The organism is Chryseobacterium sp. Leaf404 (assembly GCF_001424145.1).
In the GTDB taxonomy this organism is placed as follows: Bacteria; Bacteroidota; Bacteroidia; order Flavobacteriales; family Weeksellaceae; genus Chryseobacterium.
The window spans coordinates 48,085-68,253 of the sequence record NZ_LMQM01000015.1 but is presented as its reverse complement, the minus strand read 5'-3'; the positions used below and the strand labels follow the sequence as shown (position 1 = coordinate 68,253).

The window sequence follows — 20,169 nt, the reverse complement described above, 5'->3', positions numbered from 1 at the left end:
TTTTAGTATTTAAAGAAATCGGTAAAATGTAAATCCAAATAATGGTGACGAATGCACTGAAGTATGTATTTTTTTCTTTTTAAAAAAGAGAGACTCTGCAGATACGTATTTCTGTTTTCAAGAAAAATTCTGTAAAGAGGTGTGCTCTGTACATTTTCATCAGGATACAGTAGTCTGTATTTTCTGATGGCTAAAAGAAAAGGGCCAACCAGGCTCTGAAAATAAGACTTTTCATTATCTCCCTTTATTTTCGGAGTATTTTCCATGGCTTCCCGAAGGCCGCATACCTGATCTTCGTGTTGTCTGTATTTTGAGAGTGTTTGAGGGATAAATCCAAGTCTGCCTTTGGCAGAAAGTTTCTGTGCGATAAAATAATCGTGGGCAATTTCAAAATTACTTAATCCGTACTGCTGTAAGGCAGACCTTTTAACAGCCAGTGCACAACCCAAAACGAAGCTTCCCATAATCTGCTGCTGCACAAACAGAGTATTGTTTATGATATTTTCTTCTAAGAATTTATAAGAAATATGCTTCCAGTTGAGGTAAGAAGGTTCATTTATCTGATAATCATTATTAATTATTTCGAGATCATTAAAAACGCCATCGTAATCTGGGTTTTTGTCAAAAAAATCTTTGGTGACCTCAATTTTATTTATTTCCCAGATGTCATCCTGGTCACTGGTTATAATAATATCTCCCTTACAGGCGTATATGGCCTTTTCAAAATTTTTGAAATAACCCAAATTGGTCTCATTGACCATGATTTTAAATAAGCCGGGATTTTTCAGCTGATATTCCTGCAAAATCTCCGTGGTTTTATCTTTCGACCCATCATCACAAACAACAATTTCATCTGCTTTCACAGTCTGGCTGAGGATGCTCTCCAGCTGTTCAGCAAGATATTTTTCGCCGTTGTAGGTGCAGATGGCAATTGAGGTTGTTGTCATTTGTATAATTTTTTGTAGTCTCCCAGTATTTCTCCCTCTTTATTAGCGAGCCATGAGCTGGAAGAATTTGCATTTTCGGCATAGAAGTTTTGCTCATCAGTCAAATTATTGTTATCGATATACCAGCCGCCGTGTCTTGCCGCATAATCCCCTGCAAATCTTAATCCCCTAAAAAACCACGCAGATTTGAGTTTAATTTCTGTGGGTGCTGTTGAATAAAGCGCAAATGTGGTGTCGATATCTGCATAGAAAATGTCTGGCTCGCATTCATCTATCCAAAATTTCTGTTCCCAGTTGATAATCTTTTGCTTTGTATTGTTAGTTTCCGGTATATCATCAAGTCTAAGTGCAAACCCCACTTTTAAAACTTTTTTCTGATATTTATGTAAAAAAGTGATAAGGTTAAACATAAAATTTTCAGGAAGTTTTTCATTGGGCAGAATATCTGCATCTGTAATTACATAATATCCCTTTCCATATTTTCTGTATAGCTCTTCACGTTTAAAGAATACAAGGTGACCATAGTTTTGAGACATATATTCTATTTTTACCTGATGCTCGATGGATCGGTAGTATTCCAGCAAAGGGGGATAGGTAGAGTGATTGTCTACAATAACAATATTACTGAATCCACGTTTAATATAAAATTCAACCTGAGTCCGCAGAAAATATAACTGATTAAAATTGATGATAATAATCGGAATCTGAAAAGGACGTTTTTTTTGGTACGAGAGGATTCGGCTTTTTTTTAAGTCCTTAATTTTATCCACTGCCTTTCTTAAAGTCTGATACATTGGTCTCAGTACCGGAACTGAAGTCATGAATTGTTCTAAAGCCATAGCTTTCATACCATAATTCATGTAAACACGGCTAAATTTTGAGTTTTTTGTACTGTGATTTTCATGGGCAGTACGGTTGAGCTTATCAATAGTGTTCAGTACAAACTCTTTCGGAAGACGATGGTGGAACTTTTCAATAAGAAGATTTAAGAATTGAAATGTGGCCAAACTTTTTTCAGTTTCATTATCTGATTTCCCTGAAATACTTTTTTCGGAAAATCTCACTAAAACCTTTGCAGAGTCTATAAAATATATATTTTCAAAATCTGAAATTTCATACACTGCAATATCATCAGAATACCATGCTAAAGGAAATTTACGGAACTTTATCTTCCGGAACTGATGCAGATTAAAGATGTGTTCGGATAAACTGGATCTCTGATGATCGATAATTTTTGATTTCCATGCTTCAATAGCAGGGAGAATGGTGGGATGCACTGTAAACTCTGTTGTCTGGATCCCATTTTCATCAATTAACGCCTGCGAAACTCTGATAACAGAAATGCTCTGCTCCTCTGCATTTTTTATGTTGTAATAAAATTCTTCTACAAAATTCTCAGATATGATATCATCATCACCCAAAATCTGAAACCATTCTTCCTCTACATTTTCAAGAATTCTCTCCCACTGCAAAGCGAGATTTTCTGCGCCCAAATTATCTGTGTAATCAAAATAGAAGTAAGATATGTCAGTAAGATGTTTCTGAATGAGGGGTAGAGGGTTATTTGCGCTGGCATCATTCCCGATATACAAAACAAAGTCTCTGTTGCTTTGTGCTGCAACAGATTTCAGCGTTTCTTCAAAGAAATCTATTTTATAATATGGGATCACTATGGCAAGCTTAGACATTACAACAAATTTTTATATTTCAACATGTTTTAAAAAAAATCTTCACAACAGCATGGATAGAATCAAAATTAGTCTGCTTTTCAGTGCTTTTATCCATTTCTAAACTTTCAAGATTATTTATTAAAAAAAGATAATAATCTATCAATAAAAATATATCGTTTTGAAGCTAACTTTTTTTTAATTTCTTTGTTTTCAGTGTTTTTAAGAGCATATCTTTTTTTATATTGACTTAGCTCATGATAGGTTCCAAAATGTTTTTGAAAAAAATCAATGTGTTTTTGTTCGATATATTTAATAACGGGTTCTTTCACAGACCAATCAAGTGCAGCAATCATTGAATTATTCTTGATTCTGTAATAGAAGCAGGTTTGATTTATTTTGTGAACAGCGCCACCATTTTTGAGAATTCTTATCCAAAACTCCCAGTCTTCAAGTGCGACTTTCATAGATTCATCATAACCTCCTGCATTATACCATGTGTTTTTTTTAAAGATTGCTGAGCAGAATATTATATTGTTCGTTGCTAAAGCAGATGCACTGTATTCTGGAAGACCCCAAATTCCTTTTTCCAGACCAAAGTATTCTGCATTGCTGTAAATAATGGTGTAGTTTTCAGAAAATACATCTGAAGCGAGCTTTAAATAGTTTTTGGAAATTTTATCATCAGAATCTAAGGGCAGTATCCATTCTCCTTTTGAATTTTCAATACCAAAATTTCTTGCAGATGACAATCCGCCATTTTCTTTCTTAAGATATTTAAAACGGGAGTCTTTATTTGTCCATCTTCGGGAAACTTCTTCAGTATTGTCAGGAGATCCGTCATTTACAATAATGCATTCCCAGTTTTGGTAGGTTTGTACGAGCACAGACTGCAGACATTCGTCAAGATACTGTGCCTGATTGTAGCATGGGACAATGATAGAAATGAGGGATTGGGGCATATCGTGTTTTTCAGTGGCAAAGATATTAAAAATCTGCCATAGAAGCGGAGTGTTACGATGTTTTAACGTCCTCTACGGTTTGTAATTAACTGTCTGCCCTCTCCTCAGACGGTCTTCCGGGACTTCTGTAAGGGGAGTAAGCCTGTTGATAAAGGGGTTGAGGCGGGTTGTGAGGCAGAGGCACCCCCGTTCAGAAGGGGGTATAACGGGTACGGAAAAGGGGGGCGGTACTTTAGTAAAGGGGTGACTGCCCTTAAGCAGTGGGCAAAGGGTCTTCATGAGCAGGTGAAATGGTGTTTTAAGATTCGACAAAAAAAACTGCCTCAGTATTCTGAAGCAGTGTGTAGGTAATTTGTTGATAAGCGTTATTCTTCTTTTTCATTATCGTTATTCTCCTTGTTGGCTTTAGGTTCTGTAACAATTCCTGTGGAAGGATTGACGAAAAACTGCCGCATATCTTCGTAAAGAAAAGTCGTTCCGGGAACATTCTCACCAGACAGATATTTTATGTTTCTGTAGAAGGTAATAGCATTGTGGTAGTTGTCATGATCCAACAGCGTTTTGGTATCAGATAATTGTTCTAATATAGAAGACATTCTCTGATACCTTGCTTCCAGCTGTGCGCGGGCAATAAAATCTCTGTCAAACTCCGGTTTGTCTATGAAAACAGGAACGTGTTGCGGATATTGTTCCATAATTCCTTTTGCTTTGTTGACGAAGAGTTTGTTTTGTTCGGCAATACGCCCGTGCTGTTGTCTCTGGTCTGGTGTAAGGTGGATGGTTTTGCCCACTAAAACAGCTTCAAAAATGGTTAAAGCCTGATCCATCTGTGCAAGTTCGGCTTCCGTAAACATTACACTTAGCAAATTGTTGAGTGCCATATTAAAAATATTTTGATTGTTAGTTTACCGAAACTAATAAAAAAAAACACGATGTGCATCATGTTTTAGGGAATATTATTTTATGTTAAGTTGCAGTGCTTCTGCTGTTTATGTAGGTGTAAAATATTTATATTGATCTGTTTTTAGCGTTATGTGATTATGATATAACAGATGAAAAAAATATTCAGATTTTATTGAATAATCTGCAGGTGAAATTTTTTAATTTTTGTTATATAAGATTAGGAAAGATGAAAAAGATTATTTACTGGCAATCGTTTTCATTATTAGATTGAGGGTGAATCTTATTCCTCTTTTTCTTAAAAGTTCCCTTCTGTTTAGCAAAATATAACCTACTAAAAAGAGGCTTTTGGTTTCCAGTTTGTCAAACATATAATAAAGTCTTTTATAAAATGTAAGATGTAGAATACCGTTTTCGTAAATTCTTTTCTTTTCGTTTGCCCGTTCCAGTTTATTGGCAAATTCAATTATTTTTTTTAACTCTGATTCGGATATTGATTCTACATATTTTGGGGTGAATAAAAGTTCACAGTATACGATTTCATTTTCAGTTTTTTCAATATTTAATCTTCTTAATTGTTCCCGACGTATTTTATCTGAGGTTTTAGTTTGCGTACTGTCTTCCAAAACAGTCATGTTGGTGGTGTGCATACGGTAATCCAAAAGAGATTCGGGAATGTTGTACATTTTTGTATTAATCGAAAGCCTTACCCAAAACTCATAATCTTCTGCTGCCTGATAGTTGTCATCATACCTTTGACTTGCCAGCATTGATTTTCTCAGCATCACTGTAGGATGACCTATGGTACAGTATCCCAGCAAATGTATTTTTATGGAGTCATGATTTTCAGGATGGCTGATCAGTATTTTTTCTATGCCGTTACCAAAAACGGTAAACCACGTGCCGCACACGCCTATTTCAGGGTTGTTTTCTAAGAGGGATACTTGTTTTGAAAATCTTTGAGGATTTGCGATATCATCCTGATCCATTCTGGCAATGAATTCTCCTTTTGCTAAATCCAGACCTATGTTCAGTGTTTTAATTAATCTCAGATTTGCACTGTTTTTTATATACTTAATTCGTGAATCATTAAAAGCTAAAATGATCTGTTCAGAATTATCTGTTGATCCATCATTAATAATAATGAGTTCAAAATCAGAGAAAGTTTGATTCAGAATACTTTCAATAGCTTCCCCAAGATGTATTCCGCCATTGTATACAGGCATGATTACAGAGATTTTTGGGATGCTGATTTGTAGGTTGCTCATCTTGGAATTTTTAACTAAATGGTTATCCAGTCTGATGGAACAATATTGTTGATATCGAAATTGGCAACTTCTTTATTAAACCAATTTTCCGGGGCAATGTTTATCCCCTGTTTTTGAGAAAGCCATGCTCCCCACCAGCTGAAACTGCTGTTGGCGATAATGTGATGCCTGCACTGCGCCATAAGAAACATATCTTTCCAGCTGTCTTTTCCGGAATTTATATTAACAAAATAAGTGTTTTCAAGGTCTTTAAACAGGGTTTTCGCAAAGCTGATGTCATCAGAAAATACAAAATAATAAAGATTCGGAAATTTTGCTTTAAGTAATTCCAAACCAGCTTTGTAATAATTTTCTCCTAAAGAACCGTGGTATTTAAGTACTTCCGGTTTCAGATAGTCTCCTCTGCGGATGTGTATAGAAACGGAATTTTGTACTGAATTAATCTGGTCCAGTATCCTGATGTTAGCGCCATCCAGTTCAGGAAATGTAAATTCAGTAAGAAGTTGATTACGTATGCTTGCAAAATATTTTTCAGACTGAAAGTAACCGTCGAAGTAGATGTTTTGTGCAGCTGGAATTATAACAAATTCGTTTTCGATTTGATGTACAGTTTCTGTACGACCGTAAAACAATTTTCTAAGTATTTTGTCTTTAGTTGAGGTTCCAAAGCAGATTTTTCTCTCACGATCTGAGAATTCTTTGTATTGAATACCGAAAACTCCAAGCTCAAAATCTCTTTTGGTAAAGTGTTCAGTGGAGACATTGTTTTTCTGCAGGAAAGAAAAATCGAGATATATTTTTTCATCAACGCATCTGCTCCTCGCCACTGCGTATTGAAACATCTGGTTTCCAAGGCCGCCTTGGAGTTTAGTGATTGTCACAGATAATCATTTTTTACAAACCAAAAACATCCGCAAGCGTAGTTTTGTAATTTAACATCGTCGGGATTTGCATTATTAATGAAATCATGATTATCATAAATCATAGAAAACTCCTTCAATGTGAACCCAGTCATAGCATCCATAATCATTTCGTAAGAATATATCCTATGGGCATTATACATTATTTTGGGTTTGCCAATCGGTGTGACAAAAAGAAGATTGCCACCAATTTTCACAATTCGTTTAAGCTCGTTGATAGCTTTTAGATCACCTTCTGGGTCGAGAGGGTCTCCATATCTGCCTAAGCCAATATGTTCAACAGTATGCATGCATGATACAGATTCTATAGAGTTGCTTTCAAAAAAAATATTTGTCAAATCTATTTTACCGGACTCCAGATTAGAAAGGTTTAACTGTGCAGGTCTGTAATCATAAAACTTAACGTCAATGAATGCAGATAATATTGAACAAAAATGCAAAGTAGAGGAAATATCTAAGTGAAATTTTGGGTTTATTTCTTTTACTACTCTGGCTGCCCAAGCAGGATGATATACATAATGTGAGTCAAATCCCGTGTACTCAGTATTATCATTCAAGCAGGGATACCAATCATTTTCTGAAATTTCAAATCTTTTGTTTTGATCTTTCCTCAAAAATTCAGAGAATTCTTTTTTGAAATTCTCCATTTTAGGATCTTTTTTCTTGAAAATATTCATTATTGATATTTTAAAAGTTTTTTGTCGACAAATATGGAGTTAATATTTGTATCAGCATACAAAGAATAATTTCTACCTGATAAAAAATTTATTATATTAATATTCTTATTATTTTCCGAGCCATCGGGAGAAAACTCCAAAGTTTCTATACAAATTACTTTTGGTCTATATTTCTCAAAGTTTATGGATGTAATTATTTCCTTGTCAAGTCCCTCCACATCAATTGAAAGAAAATCAGGCAGGAAATATTCATCAAAAATTTTGTGTAAATGTTTAATCTGTATTTTCTTCTTGTCGACAATAGTATAAGTTCCTTGTGTATGAAGCCTTTCAGCCTCCTCTTTAGAGAATGTATTGAGTGTAGGAGTACTCATAATGTAAAAGTCTGCTACGTCAGACTCTGTAATATCATTATCAAATAAAACTCCAACGTTTAAACAAATTTCATTTGGTCTTTGTTTTTTAATTTCGGTAAACAGGCTTGGATCAGGCTCTATAGAAATACCTTTGAAACCTTGTTCATAAAATAATGCAGTATTGCTTAGGTAATATGGATGATGAGCACCGACATCCATATAAGTAAAGTCATTTTTCCCTAATATATTTTTAAAAATAAAATCTACTAAAATGTCTTCTCCGCACTGTGAAAATGACTTTTTAATATATATATTATCTGAAGTGTTCTTAGTTTTTTTTCTGAAGATACTCATTATATTTTTTTGGTTGTATTTTGTAATTCGTGTAGTATAAGTCCTGAGTTGCTTTTGACGTCAATGGTAGTTCCCAAATTATCTTGTGTCATAGGCAGATATTCGAAAGTTATAACGCTTTCCAAAAAGTGAATGCTTTCTATTCCTTTACTAAGGCCGATATGAATTTTATAATTTCCAGCTGCAAGTTTTAAAGATTTATCAGAAATAAATTCTGAGCAATATGTTCCGGGCGATAATTCCTGCGGTTCGCTCCAGGTTGTAAAAATGGGGATTTCATAAAAATTGCTAATTCCAACAGCACATATATGATCTTTAATATTTGATTTTAAAATATATGTGACTTTTATTTTCCATTCTTCTCCAATGAAGAATTCTCCTTTTGGATTTCCTAGCAAATCAGTGAGTTCCACTTTCTTTATGTTGGATTCCAAAGATTCAGCCACTGCTAAAGATACAGATGTACTTGTGTTTACATTTCCTATTGCTAAGTAATTATCAAATGTTTGCTGGATATCACCATTATACAGTATCTGCCCTTTATCCAATAAAATGCCCTTGCTGCATAATTGTTTAATTGCAAGCATATTATGGCTCACAAACAAAATCGTCCTACCTTCTCCCTTGGTAACATCACCCATCTTCCCCAAACATTTCTTCTGAAACTCCGCATCACCCACTGCTAAAACCTCATCTACAATCAAAATTTCAGATTCTAAGTGAGCGGCAACGGCAAATGCCAAACGAACATACATTCCTGAAGAGTATCTTTTTACAGGGGTATCAATATATCTTTCTACACCTGAGAAGTCAACAATCTCGTCAAACTTTCTGCTGATCTCTTTTCTGGTCATTCCCAGAATTGCGCCGTTCAGAAAAACGTTTTCGCGCCCGCTCATTTCCGGGTGGAAGCCGGTTCCTACTTCAAGCAGAGAAGCAATTCTTCCTTTGGTATATATTTTTCCTGTGGTAGGCTGGGTAACTTTGCTTAAGATTTTAAGGAGGGTAGACTTCCCGGCACCGTTTCTTCCGATAATGCCCACGGCATCTCCCTGTTCTATTTCAAAATTGATATCCTGAAGAGACCACACGTAATCTGAACTGCCTTTTGATGTTCTGTCGTTGGCTTCACCTATTTTCAGATAAGGATCTTCTTTCCCTCTTACTTTGTGCCAGAACCGATTGAGGTCATGGGTGATTGTTCCCGTTCCCACCTGGCCCAGTCTGTACTGCTTAGATATATTTTCCGCTTTTAATGCAAGCATTTTTTTAGATTTTAGATTTAAAATTCAAGATTTAAAATTCAGAGTGTAAAAAAAAGTGGTTGAAGAGTTTAGTTATGTTTTGTTAATTTTTACTGCCCATAATTCATTACTCATTACCTATCATTCATTTCCTGTATTTTAAACCGTGTCTATAAATGATTTTTCAGATTTATTGAAAATGATAAGACCACAAAAAAGTATAAATATAATAAATGTAAAACTGAGCAGGAGCCTTGTCATGTTAAAATCACCTGATCCTATAAAGCCGTATTTAAAGCATTCAAATATAGGCGTCAGTGGGTTGAGGTCTGCTAAAAACGCATAACTTCCCAGCTTTTGTTTTACCAGTGTGGTAGGTAAAATAACAGGTGTAAACCACATAAAGAGACTAACTCCAAAACCGAGTAGAAGTGAAAGATCACGGTATTTTGTGGTAAGAGAGGAAAAAATCATCCCTAAACCTAAAGAGAAAAGCGCAAGGAAAATAATAAGAACCGGAGAGAATAATGCCCACAGGTTGGGCTGTGCTTCACCATGATAAATAAAATACCCCAACACTCCGAAAAACAATACCAGTTGAATACTCAATCGCATAAAACTGGAGATAATTGTAGAGATAGGGGTTACAAGTCTGGGGAAATAAACTTTGCCGAATATACCGGCATTTCCTGTGAAAACGCCTGAAACACTGAGCATCGTAGTACTGAAGTATCCCCAAAGTGTGTTTCCTGCCAAGTAAAAGAGAATGGGGGGGATACCGTCTGTAGGCAGCGATGCAATGTTGCCGAATACCAGTGTAAAAACGATAGTTGTTAAAATGGGATTAATAAAAAACCAGAGTGGCCCCAAAATCGTTTGCTTGAAAGATGAAATAAAATCTCTTTTTACAAACATAAAAACAAGGTCCCGATACTGCCAGACTTCTTTTAAATTCAGCCGGAATAAAGAATCTTTAGACTCTATTACATCTGTCCACTGTTGTTGTGGTTCATTCATTTGAGGGAATTTTTTATTGCAAATTTAGTGTTTTTAAAAGTATAAGAGCCGGATGCTAAAGAGCCAGGGCAAAAGGAGAAAGAGGCAAGTGTAGGTGGAGTTACTAAATAACTGAACTACTAAAATACTAAACCACTTTTGCGCCTGATTCTTTTTATCTTATAAGTTTCTTCAGATACTCTCCGTAGCCGCTTTTACCGTATTTCGCTGCCGTTTCCAGCAGTTTTTCTTCATTGATGAAACCGTTTCTGAAAGCAATTTCTTCAATACATCCGATTTTGAAGTCCTGTCTTTTTTCGATTACTCTTACGAATTCTGAAGCGTCATTCAAAGAATCAAAAGTTCCGGTATCGAGCCATGCTGTACCTCTGTCGAGAACGCCTACTTCAAGTTTTCCTTTTTGAAGGTAAACGTTGTTGATGTCGGTAATTTCCAGTTCGCCACGTGGGGAAGGCTGAATGTTTTTGGCGATTTCCACCACTTCGTTGTCATAGAAATATAATCCGGGAACTGCGTAGTTTGATTTCGGCTGAGTCGGCTTTTCTTCGATGGAAACTGCTTTCAGGTTGTCATCAAATTCCACAACGCCGTATCTCTCGGGATCGGCAACGTGGTACGCGAAAACAACGCCTCCATCGGGATTGGTTTTGTTTTTCAGCAAAGTTCCCATTTCGGAACCGTAGAAAATGTTGTCTCCCAAAACTAAGGCTGCGGCATCGTTTCCGATAAACTGCTCGCCAAGGATGAATGCCTGCGCCAATCCGTCCGGACTGGGCTGAACTTTATATTCAATATTACATCCGATCTGTGAACCGTCACCCAAAAGTTTGATAAAACCTTCCTGATCATGCGGAGTAGTGATAATCAAAATATCTTTAATCCCTGCCAAAAGCAATGTTGAAAGCGGATAGTAAATCATCGGTTTGTCATACACCGGCATCAGCTGCTTGCTTACAGCGATTGTAAGTGGATAAAGTCTTGTGCCGGAACCTCCGGCTAATATTATTCCTTTCATTTGGTTTTCTTTTTAGTATGTTTTATATACATTAAGATGTTTTCATTGAGCAAATTACTGTAATAGTAACTAGTCAAAAAAATTGATTGTTCTTTATCCAAGCCACCATCAATAGATTTGTAAAAATCAATTAGTTTGGAAATTTTATCGTTTTCAACTCTGTTTAATGAAGAGTATGTGATATAGCCTGCGAAAACTTTGTAATCAAAAATTTTCTTTACCTGCTCTTTTTGAAAATCTGTAAGTTTAAGCTCTTCAGAATGTAACCACAAATAATCTGAAACATATTCTCTTAAAGAATTTTCATAATTACTTACAATGATAAATTCATCCATGAGAGCAATTTTTGCCTCATCTCTTTGAATTGATGTAGGTGGAAGTTTTGGCTCCTGTGCGAAAACAAAAAATCCAATCATTAGAAAAACTGAAACTATTACTGATTTCATCCTTAAGAATATTGTTTTTCGTAGTAATCTTGATAATTACCAGATGTAACATTCTCCAGCCATTCTTTGTTTTCCAGGAACCAGTCGATAGTTTTACCTAATCCCTGCTCAAAAGTTACAGATGGTTTCCAGCCTAAATCTGTATTTAATTTGGTAGCATCAATGGCATAACGCTTATCATGACCTGGTCTGTCTTTTACATAAGTGATTAGTTTTTCTGAATGTCCTGCAGGGTTTCCAAGCTTTTCATCCATTTGTTTGATTAATTCTTTTACCAAATCAATATTCTGCCACTCGTTGAAACCTCCGATGTTGTACGTTTCTCCGGTTTTAGATTCATTGAAAATCTGGTGGATAGCTTTGGCATGGTCGATTACGAATAACCAGTCTCTTGTATATTTTCCGTCACCGTAGATCGGTAAAGGTTTTTCATTGATAATATTTGAAATACAAAGCGGAATCAATTTTTCCGGAAAATGATTGGGACCGTAATTATTTGAACAGTTGGAAAGGATAAACGGCATTCCATAAGTATTTCCGTAAGCTCTTACCAAATGGTCTGAAGCAGCTTTTGATGCTGAATACGGAGATTGCGGATCGTAAGGAGTGGTTTCCAAAAAGAATCCTGTTTCACCTAAACTTCCGTAAACCTCATCAGTTGAAACGTGGTAGAAAAGATTTTTTCTGGGCTCGTTTGGAAATCTTCCGTGGGTATGATCCGGGTTTAATGTCCAGAATTCGATGCACAGATTCAAAAGATTGGCAGTTCCGTTTACGTTGGTATTGATGAATGCGTTTGGGTCTGTGATACTGCGGTCTACGTGAGACTCAGCAGCCAAATGCACTACTGCATCAGGATTGTATTTTTCAAAAACCTTTCTTAACTCTTCAGGTTTTGTGATGTCTGCTTTCTCGAAAACATAATTGGGTTCGTTTTCGATGTCTTTTAAGTTTTCTAAATTTCCGGCATACGTCAATGCATCAAGATTGATGATTGTAGATTCGGGATTATTTTTTACAAATTCACGAACTACGTGTGATCCAATGAAACCGGCACCTCCGGTGATGATAATGTTTTTCATATTTATATGCCTTTCTCTGTTTATTCCACATGTTTGCCTGTGGATGATCTGTTAAACCCTGCCGGGTTCTGAATTATTTTTGTTTTTTTTTAATCCCATAGGTTTCACCTATGGCTACTGATATTGAACCCTGCCGGGTTCTGATTATTTATGCAATTTTCAACAGCTGAAGAGTCAAACTGCTCAATGGTTCCACCAAAAAGATCTATCTCTCTCCACCTTCTGCATTCCCGTTGGCTCTTTTTACTTTTACATTGTCTCTTGCGAAACAGTTTTCCGCCCTATCGATTTATAAAAGAACCCATTCTGCTGAGGAATTTCCAGCGGAAACATGTTTCTGCCGTCAAAAATCGCTTTCCCATTCATTTTTCTTGCCATAATTTCAAAATTGGGATTTTTAAATTCAGGCCATTCTGTTGCGATGAATAGTGCGTCGGCGCCTTCCAGTGCATCATACATGGTGTTGGCGTAAGATATTTTGTCGCCTAAATGCTTTCTTACATTTTCTTCCGCAATGAGATCGTAAGCCACAATTTCAGCACCTTTTTCCAGAAGAAGTTTTATATTGTCTAAAGAAGACGCTTCTCTGATGTCGTCTGTGTTGGCTTTAAAAGCCAGTCCCCACATCGCAATTTTCTTTCCTTCAAGGTTGCCTCCGAAATATTTTTCAATCTCAGATACCAAAATCACTTTCTGCGACGTATTGACATTCTCGGTAGCCTCTAAAATCTGAAAATTAAAACCATCGTCTTTCCCTGATTTTATCAAAGCTTTCACGTCTTTAGGGAAACAGCTTCCGCCATATCCTATTCCCGGGAAGAGGAAACGGTGACCAATTCTGTCGTCGCTTCCCATTCCAAGTCTTACTTTATCAACATCGGCTCCTACTTTTTCGCAGTAGTTGGCGATTTCATTCATAAAAGTAATTTTTACCGCTAAAAATGAGTTGGAGGCGTATTTTGTGAGTTCGGATGACTTCTCATCCATGAAAATAATAGGAATTCCGGTATTGGTAAATGGCTGATAGATCTGAGCCATAATATCTTTTGCCTTGTCAGAACTTGAACCTACAACCACTCTTGCAGGGTTCATGGAGTCTTCCACAGCAAAACCTTCACGCAAAAATTCAGGGTTGGATACTACATCAAAGTTGATATTGGTTTTAGCAGCAATGGTTTCTCTTACTTTATCTGCAGTACCCACGGGAACGGTACTTTTATTAACGATTACTTTATATTCTGTCATCATTTCACCAATATCATTGGCAACTTTCTGAACGTAGGAAAGGTCGGCAGATCCGTCTTCACCCGGTGGAGTAGGCAATGCGAGGTAAATGACCTCACTTTTATCCAAAGCTTCCTTTAAGTTGGTGGTAAAAAACAATCTTTCTGACTGTATGTTTCTGAGGAACATTTCTTCAAGATTCGGCTCATAAATAGGGACTTTACCCTGCTTCATGCCTTCTACTTTTTTTTCATCGATATCTACACAGTACACCGAGTTTCCAAGTTCTGCAAGTGTGGTTCCGGTAACCAAACCTACGTACCCCGTTCCTACTATCGTAATATTCAAAATTCTATGTTTTTAATAAATTTCCGACAAAAATACTAAAAATTGTAGAACGGTCTTTTAAATTACTGATAACTTGTTCTGGATTCAGCAGAATCTGGCAATAATATTTTAAATTTTTCAGAAATAGTGAAATTTTCGAGTTTAGTATTACTTTGGAAAGACTGTTTTTAGATGTTTGATTTCAACCATTCGTCCTCAGCTGTAATGCTGCCATCTTTCCATGTCCACTCAATTTTCTGATAGGTAAATGATACCTCTTCGTATTCTGCCAGGTTTGCAAGTTCAGGATTTTTATTATTGGGCATTCTGAATTTAATATCCAAAATGCTGGCATTTGTAAGTCTTATCGTGTAATGTTGTTTCTCGGATCCAACTCCCACGGTTGCGCCTTTCTGTGGCATCCAGAACTGCAGTTCAAATTCAGTGATAAGCTCGTTATTGCACAATGCAATGTACAGCAAAGGGCTTGACTTGTCGAGTTCCTTTATTATAACGAATGGTTTGTGTATCCTCTTACCGGTCGCAAGACCCGTGACGGCATCCTTTGGCGAGCTGAGGTCGTGGCTCACGGCAATCACCTGAATTTTGTTTTCTCTGCCTTTCTGTATTACAGATCCTTTGATTTCTCCTTGTTTTTGACCTTTTAGGTGTAAATATGCATTGAGTGCCATGGTAATAGTTTTAGTTTGATTAAAATTAATAATAATTCAGAGATTTGACAATAGTTTTTTTTAAGTATGGCAGGTAATGTTTTGTTTTTGAAGGTGTTTAAAATTTTATTGTTTCATTAAAAAAAATCCACCCTGCAAAAATTTCATGCAAAGTGGATTGATATTTAATTTTGATTTCCTGTATTAAAAAGAAGATCGTCGAAGTGTATTTGTAATTTTTAAAACTGAAATTACTCCACAATCAGTTTTAGAGTAAATAATTTTCTGGTGTGAACTTTCACGAAGTAAACGCCTTTCGGTAAGTTTTCATTCACTAGAGAGAATTTCTGATCATTCACATTTTTAGTTTCATATAAAAGTTGTCCTGATGCTGATAAAAGCTGAATTTTCTCAATAGGATAGTCACTCTTAATGAAGGTTGGCTGTCCCGGTTTTGCAGGATTTGGGTAAAGAATCACATTTTTCTCAGTCTTGCTGTTGGTTTCATTAGTTCCCAAAGTAGCGCCCACGACTTCAAAAGAAACTCTGTTGGAAACTTCTGTATATGAATCGTTGGTAAACATTACCATGTAATAATTTCCGGTCGTTGTCGGTACACCGTTTACATTTCCGGTAATGGTTTTGGTGCCTTGTGTGATGCCGTCGAAGTACGTGTAAGACGTAAACTGGTCATTCGGAGTCTGCACAGATTGAGGATAAATTCCAAGCCAGTCTTTGATGATTCCCGGTGAATCTGTCCATGAAGCGGTAATATTTTCGCCTAAAGTATAAACCGGTTTGTTGATCCAAAGATCGGTAACAATGTCTCCAACTTTAAAGAATACTTTCTCTCCGATTTGCGTGTAGCCGTCCTCCAGAAGATAGGTTGCGTAATAATATCCTTTTGGTAATCCTGTGAAGTTTTTGGTTCCTGCAGCGGTTGTTACATAGCTCCATGTTGCAGATGGGTTGGCTGATCCCGGTACCTGTCCCATTTTGTAGATTCCGATCCAGTCGTTGGTCAGGTTAGGACCGTTGGAGTAATTTACGACTACTGTTCCGCCTACAGGATAAGAATCTGCAGTGGTTTGAAGAAGTACTTTAGGACCTACATAGAAACTTTTTCTTCCTGTGATTTCAGTGTAACCATTGTTGGCAAAGAAACCTGCAAAGTATTGTCCTTTTGTAGCCAGTCCGGTATTGAAATTAGCTGTACCAGAAGTCTGTCCATTAACGTATTTGTATTGTTGAGACGTTACAGTGGATGGGTTTTGTCCTTTTTTGTAAATTCCTACCCAGTCCTGCTGATTTCCGGGACCGTCTGTATAGGTTGCCAGAATCGCTTCGTTTTGTAAGTATTCTGTTTTATTTAAAACCAGTTGAGGGTTTGAAACCACACTTCCGGTTACCTGAAAGGATTTTACATCACTCCAGTCGCTCCATTCAAGATTTCTGTCTCTGTATCTTAATTTTACATAATAAACACCGTTGGTAATTGAGTTGGCAGCGATGGTTGCTTTTGTAATATCTACTCCTGCATTGATGTTTTTCGTTACATCAGGATTTCCTGTTCCGTCTTTCCCGAACCAGTTTTCGTAGTCACGGTAAAATTCTTTATCAATAACAGAGAAATCTGCAGTTTTACTGATTAGAAACTGTGTCGTGTTTAGTAATTCTGTGGTGGTTGTGGCAAATGTGCTTCCATCTAAAGTTAAAGGTAGCGTAACGGGGGCTGTAAATACATTCGTTAGAGATGGTTTTGTGGGTTTTGCTGAATTTTTATACCGGTGGAAACTGTCTACAGTCACACTGTTTTTCTGATTGTAAATACTTCCGATAGAGTAGCTTTCGATATCCATTTTACCGGTATTTACGTCAACTTCAATAATCTGATACGTCCAGTCTGTTAATGTTTTTTGTACATCGTCAAAATCCTGCTCATTAGACATTCCCCAATACTGATCCCAAGCCGTTCCACCGGAAATGATTTGGTAATTTGGCGAATTTTTAAGTTGACCTCTGTGATACAAATGGTGGTGAGCTCCGATGTGCATAACGTATTTGTCTGACGCGGTCAACATCGGTACGGCAGTGTTTCTTACCCATGTAGAAATGTCGCCCACGTATTGCTCTGCCTGATAAGGTCTGTGGCTTAAAGAGATAATCCACTGAACTGTGCTGTCGGTGGCTGCGGCAGCAAGAATTTGCTGTAACCATATTTGTTGTGCAGATCCGGTGTGTTCTGAGCTTAAACTTACAAACAAAACGTTTCCTGCCTGCTGAGCATAGTAGTTTTCGTTTCCTGAGCTGATGTTTTTGTAGCTTAATTCGTCAATAAAAAAGTGAGCATAGTAAGAACTCATTCCTAGAGTTCCGTAAGTTTCGTGGTTTCCTACTGTCGTTTGAATAGGAAGATATGGCGATAGTTTTTGGTTTTTCTTAAAGTGAACGTTTTCATAATGGTCAAGTGTTCCTACATCAACTTGGTCTCCTACCATAAAAGTCAGAGCAATGTTGTCTGAAGGATCATTGTTTATTCCAAATCTTTCTTTGATTTTTTTATAAGCATGAAGATTCAATGAATCATATCTCGGCTCATTTTTCAACTGATTATCTCCCATAATCAGAAACCTGATTTTTCCGTTGGCAGTTACGGGCTGTCCCGGCAAAGGAAGTGTACGGAAATTATAAACTGATGATTCGGTGGTTCCTGTTTTGGTTTTGTAGTAATACTTTGTGTTGGGTTGTAGATTGGTGATTTTTGCGGTGTGATAAAAATAATTGTTGCTGTATCCGGTATCTGTGAAGATGTTGGTTGTTCCGGTAACGGTAACGTTGAGGTTGGTAGGCGAAGTTCCGTAAAAAACGGTTGTTTCGTTATTGGAAGCCGTTTTCCAGTTTACTATCATTGAATTTGGAGTAGGGTTCTGCAAATACGGTACGATGGTCTGCCCAAAACATAAGCTCGTGACAAAACAACAGAGCAGGAGTAAATAATGTTTCATAATGGTGGAATTAGGGATAAATTTTGATTGGCCAAAACTAACTTCTCGAGATTACGATACTATTACCAGTCTGTTAAATGATATTTAATTAAAACCCCGATTTCTGTGAATAAGGCTTTTAATTGTGAATTTTAAATTAAATCTGATAACCAGGCTGATGTATCTGTACTTATATCATTCTGATAATTAGACTTATTTGTATTTTCTTAAAAAAAATCTTATATTTGCAGAAGATTTACGGGAAAAAATGGAAAGGCTTCGAAAAGAAAGCCTTTTTTCGTACTGTAAACCAGTAGTATAACGTATGGAGTTTAGAAAAAAAATTGAAGACTTATTAAATGAATTTCTCGCAGAAAGAGAAGATCTTTTTTTAATAGATTTAAAAATCTCGACAGGAGACGATATCACGGTAATCCTTGATGGAGACAACGGAGTTTCTGTGCAGGACTGCCTGGATGCAAGCCGCGCTATTGAGTTTAATATGGATCGTGAAGAGCATGATTTCAGCCTTCAGGTAATGTCTGCGGGATTGAGCGAGCCCTTGGTGACGCCGAGACAGTTTCAGAAAAACATCGGAAGAGAAATTGAAGTGATGTTTGAAAATTCTGAAAAAACTGAAGGTGAACTGGCAAAAGTGGATGAAGAAAAAATCACATTAATTCTTCGTTACAGAAAGCCGAAAGAGGTAGGAAAAGGTAAAGTGGATGCGGTAGAAGAAAAAGAAATTTTGTACACCGAGATCAAAAAAGCACTGGTAGTAATTAAATTTTAACTAAAAAGGTGAACGGTTTTTGATTTGCTGAAAATCATTTATCATTCATCATTTATCAATTATATAATAGATATGGATAATATAGCGTTGATTGAATCCTTTGGTGATTTTAAAGACGAAAAAGGGATCAGTAAGATTGATCTTATGGCAATTATTGAGGATGCTCTGAAGACTCTTTTGAGAAAAAGATTTGATTCTGATGATCATTTTGATGTAATTGTAAATCCTGATAAAGGAGATTTTCAGATTTTCTTAAATAAAACAATCGTAGAAGACGAAATGTCTGAAGACGATGATCTTGAAATTGAAATTTCTGAAGCGAAGAAAATTGACCCTACTTTCGAAGTTGGTGAAGATTTTACAATGGAAATTCCTGTAGCTCAGCTTGGAAGAAGAAATATTTTAACTTTGAAGCAGATTTTGGCAACAAAACTGCAGGAGCACAACAACGCAATGTTGTATGAGCAGTTCAGAGACCGTATCGGGGAGATTGTGATTGGTGAAATTCACCATATCCGTCACAAACACGTTATTCTTTTGGATGATGAAGAAAATGAATTTATCCTTCCGAAAGAAAATCAGATTCCTTCAGATTTCTTCAAAAAAGGAGAAAGCATCAGAGCTATTGTTGAAAGTGTTGATTTTAAAGGTTCTAAACCTCAAATTATTATTTCAAGAACAGCACCAAAATTCTTAGAGAAATTATTGGAGCTTGAAATTCCAGAAATCCAGGATGGAACGATTATACTGAAAAAAGTAGTAAGAATTCCTGGTGAAAAAGCAAAAATCGCCGTAGATGCCTACGACGACAGAATAGATCCGGTAGGAGCGTGTGTTGGTGTGAAAGGTTCAAGAATTCACGGAGTTGTAAGAGAATTGAGAAACGAAAACATCGACGTTATCCAATGGGCAAAAAACCCCGAGCTTTTGGTAAAAAGAGCGCTTGGGAATGTGATTATCAATAAAATTGACATCAACGAAGAGACCAATTATGCATTGGTTTATACACCGGTGGAAGAAATTTCAAAGGTGATTGGTAAACAGGGACAAAACATCAGATTAGCTTCTTGGCTGAGTGGCTTCGAAATTGATGTGTACAGAGAAGCCAGTGAAGATGATGACGTAGAATTGAAAGAATTTGATGACGATATCGAAGCATGGGTATTGGAAGAATTCAGAAAAGTGGGTCTTACCACAGCAAAATCTGTATTGGATAAAGATACATCGACTTTACTGAACATGGTAGATCTTGAAGAGGAGACAATTGAAGATGTGAAGAGAATTCTGAAAGAAGAATTTGAGGAATGATAACGAG

At 36.5% G+C, this 20,169-nt stretch carries 18 protein-coding genes; 2 read left to right on the top strand and 16 right to left on the bottom strand.

Features of this window, described 5'->3' with window-relative positions:
- Nucleotides 1-2 precede the first annotated feature (2 nt).
- The 16 genes from ASG31_RS16630 to ASG31_RS16555 all read right to left on the bottom strand — a co-directional run bounded on the left by ASG31_RS16630 (nt 3) and on the right by ASG31_RS16555 (nt 18,082).
- Entirely contained in the window at nt 3-947 is a 945-nt protein-coding gene (locus ASG31_RS16630; RefSeq protein ID WP_056035389.1) for a glycosyltransferase, read from the bottom strand.
- Complete coding sequence (locus tag ASG31_RS16625; RefSeq protein WP_056035386.1) at nt 944-2,635, bottom strand: glycosyltransferase family A protein; 1,692 nt, start codon at nt 2,633-2,635, stop codon at nt 944-946. Before ASG31_RS16625 ends, ASG31_RS16630 begins: the two co-directional genes overlap by 4 nt.
- 113 nt (nt 2,636-2,748) lie before the next feature.
- A complete protein-coding gene (locus ASG31_RS16620; RefSeq protein WP_056035385.1) occupies nt 2,749-3,576 on the bottom strand; it encodes a glycosyltransferase family 2 protein in 828 nt (275 codons plus the stop codon).
- Between the two features lie 365 nt (nt 3,577-3,941).
- Nucleotides 3,942-4,457 carry a hypothetical protein gene (locus ASG31_RS16615; protein WP_231433799.1) on the bottom strand — a complete coding sequence of 172 codons (516 nt, stop codon included), beginning with the start codon at nt 4,455-4,457 and terminating at the stop codon, nt 3,942-3,944.
- 258 nt (nt 4,458-4,715) lie between these two features.
- On the bottom strand, nt 4,716-5,744 hold the full coding sequence (locus tag ASG31_RS16610) for a glycosyltransferase family 2 protein (protein ID WP_082504615.1): 1,029 nt from the start codon (nt 5,742-5,744) through the stop codon (nt 4,716-4,718).
- Nucleotides 5,745-5,758: 14 nt separating this feature from the next.
- The gene (locus tag ASG31_RS16605; protein WP_056035379.1) at nt 5,759-6,625 is read right to left on the bottom strand and encodes an alpha-1,2-fucosyltransferase; all 867 of its coding nucleotides are present in this window, start codon (nt 6,623-6,625) and stop codon (nt 5,759-5,761) included.
- Entirely contained in the window at nt 6,622-7,341 is a 720-nt protein-coding gene (locus tag ASG31_RS16600; protein WP_056035378.1) for a DUF268 domain-containing protein, read from the bottom strand. Before ASG31_RS16600 ends, ASG31_RS16605 begins: the two co-directional genes overlap by 4 nt.
- The gene (locus ASG31_RS16595; RefSeq protein WP_056035375.1) at nt 7,341-8,051 is read right to left on the bottom strand and encodes an FkbM family methyltransferase; all 711 of its coding nucleotides are present in this window, start codon (nt 8,049-8,051) and stop codon (nt 7,341-7,343) included. The genes ASG31_RS16600 and ASG31_RS16595 overlap by 1 nt, the downstream gene beginning before the upstream one ends.
- Nucleotides 8,051-9,316 (bottom strand): ABC transporter ATP-binding protein, encoded by a 1,266-nt coding sequence (locus tag ASG31_RS16590; protein WP_056035372.1) that lies wholly within the window; start codon nt 9,314-9,316, stop codon nt 8,051-8,053. Before ASG31_RS16590 ends, ASG31_RS16595 begins: the two co-directional genes overlap by 1 nt.
- A 138-nt stretch (nt 9,317-9,454) precedes the next feature.
- On the bottom strand, nt 9,455-10,312 hold the full coding sequence (locus ASG31_RS16585) for an ABC transporter permease (protein WP_056035369.1): 858 nt from the start codon (nt 10,310-10,312) through the stop codon (nt 9,455-9,457).
- A gap of 154 nt (nt 10,313-10,466) precedes the next feature.
- Entirely contained in the window at nt 10,467-11,327 is an 861-nt protein-coding gene (rfbA, locus tag ASG31_RS16580) for a glucose-1-phosphate thymidylyltransferase RfbA (RefSeq protein ID WP_056035366.1), read from the bottom strand.
- A complete protein-coding gene (locus ASG31_RS16575) occupies nt 11,324-11,773 on the bottom strand; it encodes a hypothetical protein (protein ID WP_056035363.1) in 450 nt (149 codons plus the stop codon). The genes rfbA and ASG31_RS16575 overlap by 4 nt, the downstream gene beginning before the upstream one ends.
- A gap of 2 nt (nt 11,774-11,775) precedes the next feature.
- On the bottom strand, nt 11,776-12,855 hold the full coding sequence (rfbB, locus tag ASG31_RS16570; RefSeq protein WP_056035359.1) for a dTDP-glucose 4,6-dehydratase: 1,080 nt from the start codon (nt 12,853-12,855) through the stop codon (nt 11,776-11,778).
- Nucleotides 12,856-13,104: 249 nt separating this feature from the next.
- Nucleotides 13,105-14,427 (bottom strand): UDP-glucose dehydrogenase family protein, encoded by a 1,323-nt coding sequence (locus tag ASG31_RS16565; RefSeq protein ID WP_056035356.1) that lies wholly within the window; start codon nt 14,425-14,427, stop codon nt 13,105-13,107.
- A 167-nt stretch (nt 14,428-14,594) separates the two neighbouring features.
- Nucleotides 14,595-15,098 (bottom strand): Hcp family type VI secretion system effector, encoded by a 504-nt coding sequence (locus tag ASG31_RS16560; RefSeq protein WP_056035353.1) that lies wholly within the window; start codon nt 15,096-15,098, stop codon nt 14,595-14,597.
- Nucleotides 15,099-15,328: 230 nt separating this feature from the next.
- Complete coding sequence (locus ASG31_RS16555) at nt 15,329-18,082, bottom strand: fibronectin type III domain-containing protein (RefSeq protein WP_056035351.1); 2,754 nt, start codon at nt 18,080-18,082, stop codon at nt 15,329-15,331.
- A 304-nt stretch (nt 18,083-18,386) separates the two neighbouring features.
- Between ASG31_RS16555 and rimP the strand changes: the two genes are divergently transcribed.
- Nucleotides 18,387-18,854 carry a ribosome assembly cofactor RimP gene (gene rimP, locus ASG31_RS16550; RefSeq protein ID WP_056035347.1) on the top strand — a complete coding sequence of 156 codons (468 nt, stop codon included), beginning with the start codon at nt 18,387-18,389 and terminating at the stop codon, nt 18,852-18,854.
- A gap of 72 nt (nt 18,855-18,926) precedes the next feature.
- Entirely contained in the window at nt 18,927-20,162 is a 1,236-nt protein-coding gene (gene nusA, locus ASG31_RS16545) for a transcription termination factor NusA (RefSeq protein WP_056035344.1), read from the top strand.
- Nucleotides 20,163-20,169: the final 7 nt, after the last annotated feature.

Bases quoted from the DNA above. Each gene is read 5' to 3' on its own strand.
- ASG31_RS16555 (WP_056035351.1), bottom strand. From the start codon at position 18,082: ATGAAACATTATTTACTCCTGCTCTGTTGTTTTGTCACGAGCTTATGT.
- ASG31_RS16585 (WP_056035369.1), bottom strand. From the start codon at position 10,312: ATGAATGAACCACAACAACAGTGGACAGATGTAATAGAGTCTAAAGAT.
- ASG31_RS16595 (WP_056035375.1), bottom strand. From the start codon at position 8,051: ATGAGTATCTTCAGAAAAAAAACTAAGAACACTTCAGATAATATATAT.
- rimP (WP_056035347.1), top strand. From the start codon at position 18,387: ATGGAGTTTAGAAAAAAAATTGAAGACTTATTAAATGAATTTCTCGCA.
- ASG31_RS16590 (WP_056035372.1), bottom strand. From the start codon at position 9,316: ATGCTTGCATTAAAAGCGGAAAATATATCTAAGCAGTACAGACTGGGC.
- ASG31_RS16560 (WP_056035353.1), bottom strand. From the start codon at position 15,098: ATGGCACTCAATGCATATTTACACCTAAAAGGTCAAAAACAAGGAGAA.
- rfbA (WP_056035366.1), bottom strand. From the start codon at position 11,327: ATGAAAGGAATAATATTAGCCGGAGGTTCCGGCACAAGACTTTATCCA.
- rfbB (WP_056035359.1), bottom strand. From the start codon at position 12,855: ATGAAAAACATTATCATCACCGGAGGTGCCGGTTTCATTGGATCACAC.
- ASG31_RS16575 (WP_056035363.1), bottom strand. From the start codon at position 11,773: ATGAAATCAGTAATAGTTTCAGTTTTTCTAATGATTGGATTTTTTGTT.
- ASG31_RS16610 (WP_082504615.1), bottom strand. From the start codon at position 5,744: ATGAGCAACCTACAAATCAGCATCCCAAAAATCTCTGTAATCATGCCT.
- nusA (WP_056035344.1), top strand. From the start codon at position 18,927: ATGGATAATATAGCGTTGATTGAATCCTTTGGTGATTTTAAAGACGAA.
- ASG31_RS16600 (WP_056035378.1), bottom strand. From the start codon at position 7,341: ATGAATATTTTCAAGAAAAAAGATCCTAAAATGGAGAATTTCAAAAAA.
- ASG31_RS16630 (WP_056035389.1), bottom strand. From the start codon at position 947: ATGACAACAACCTCAATTGCCATCTGCACCTACAACGGCGAAAAATAT.
- ASG31_RS16620 (WP_056035385.1), bottom strand. From the start codon at position 3,576: ATGCCCCAATCCCTCATTTCTATCATTGTCCCATGCTACAATCAGGCA.
- ASG31_RS16625 (WP_056035386.1), bottom strand. From the start codon at position 2,635: ATGTCTAAGCTTGCCATAGTGATCCCATATTATAAAATAGATTTCTTT.
- ASG31_RS16615 (WP_231433799.1), bottom strand. From the start codon at position 4,457: ATGGCACTCAACAATTTGCTAAGTGTAATGTTTACGGAAGCCGAACTT.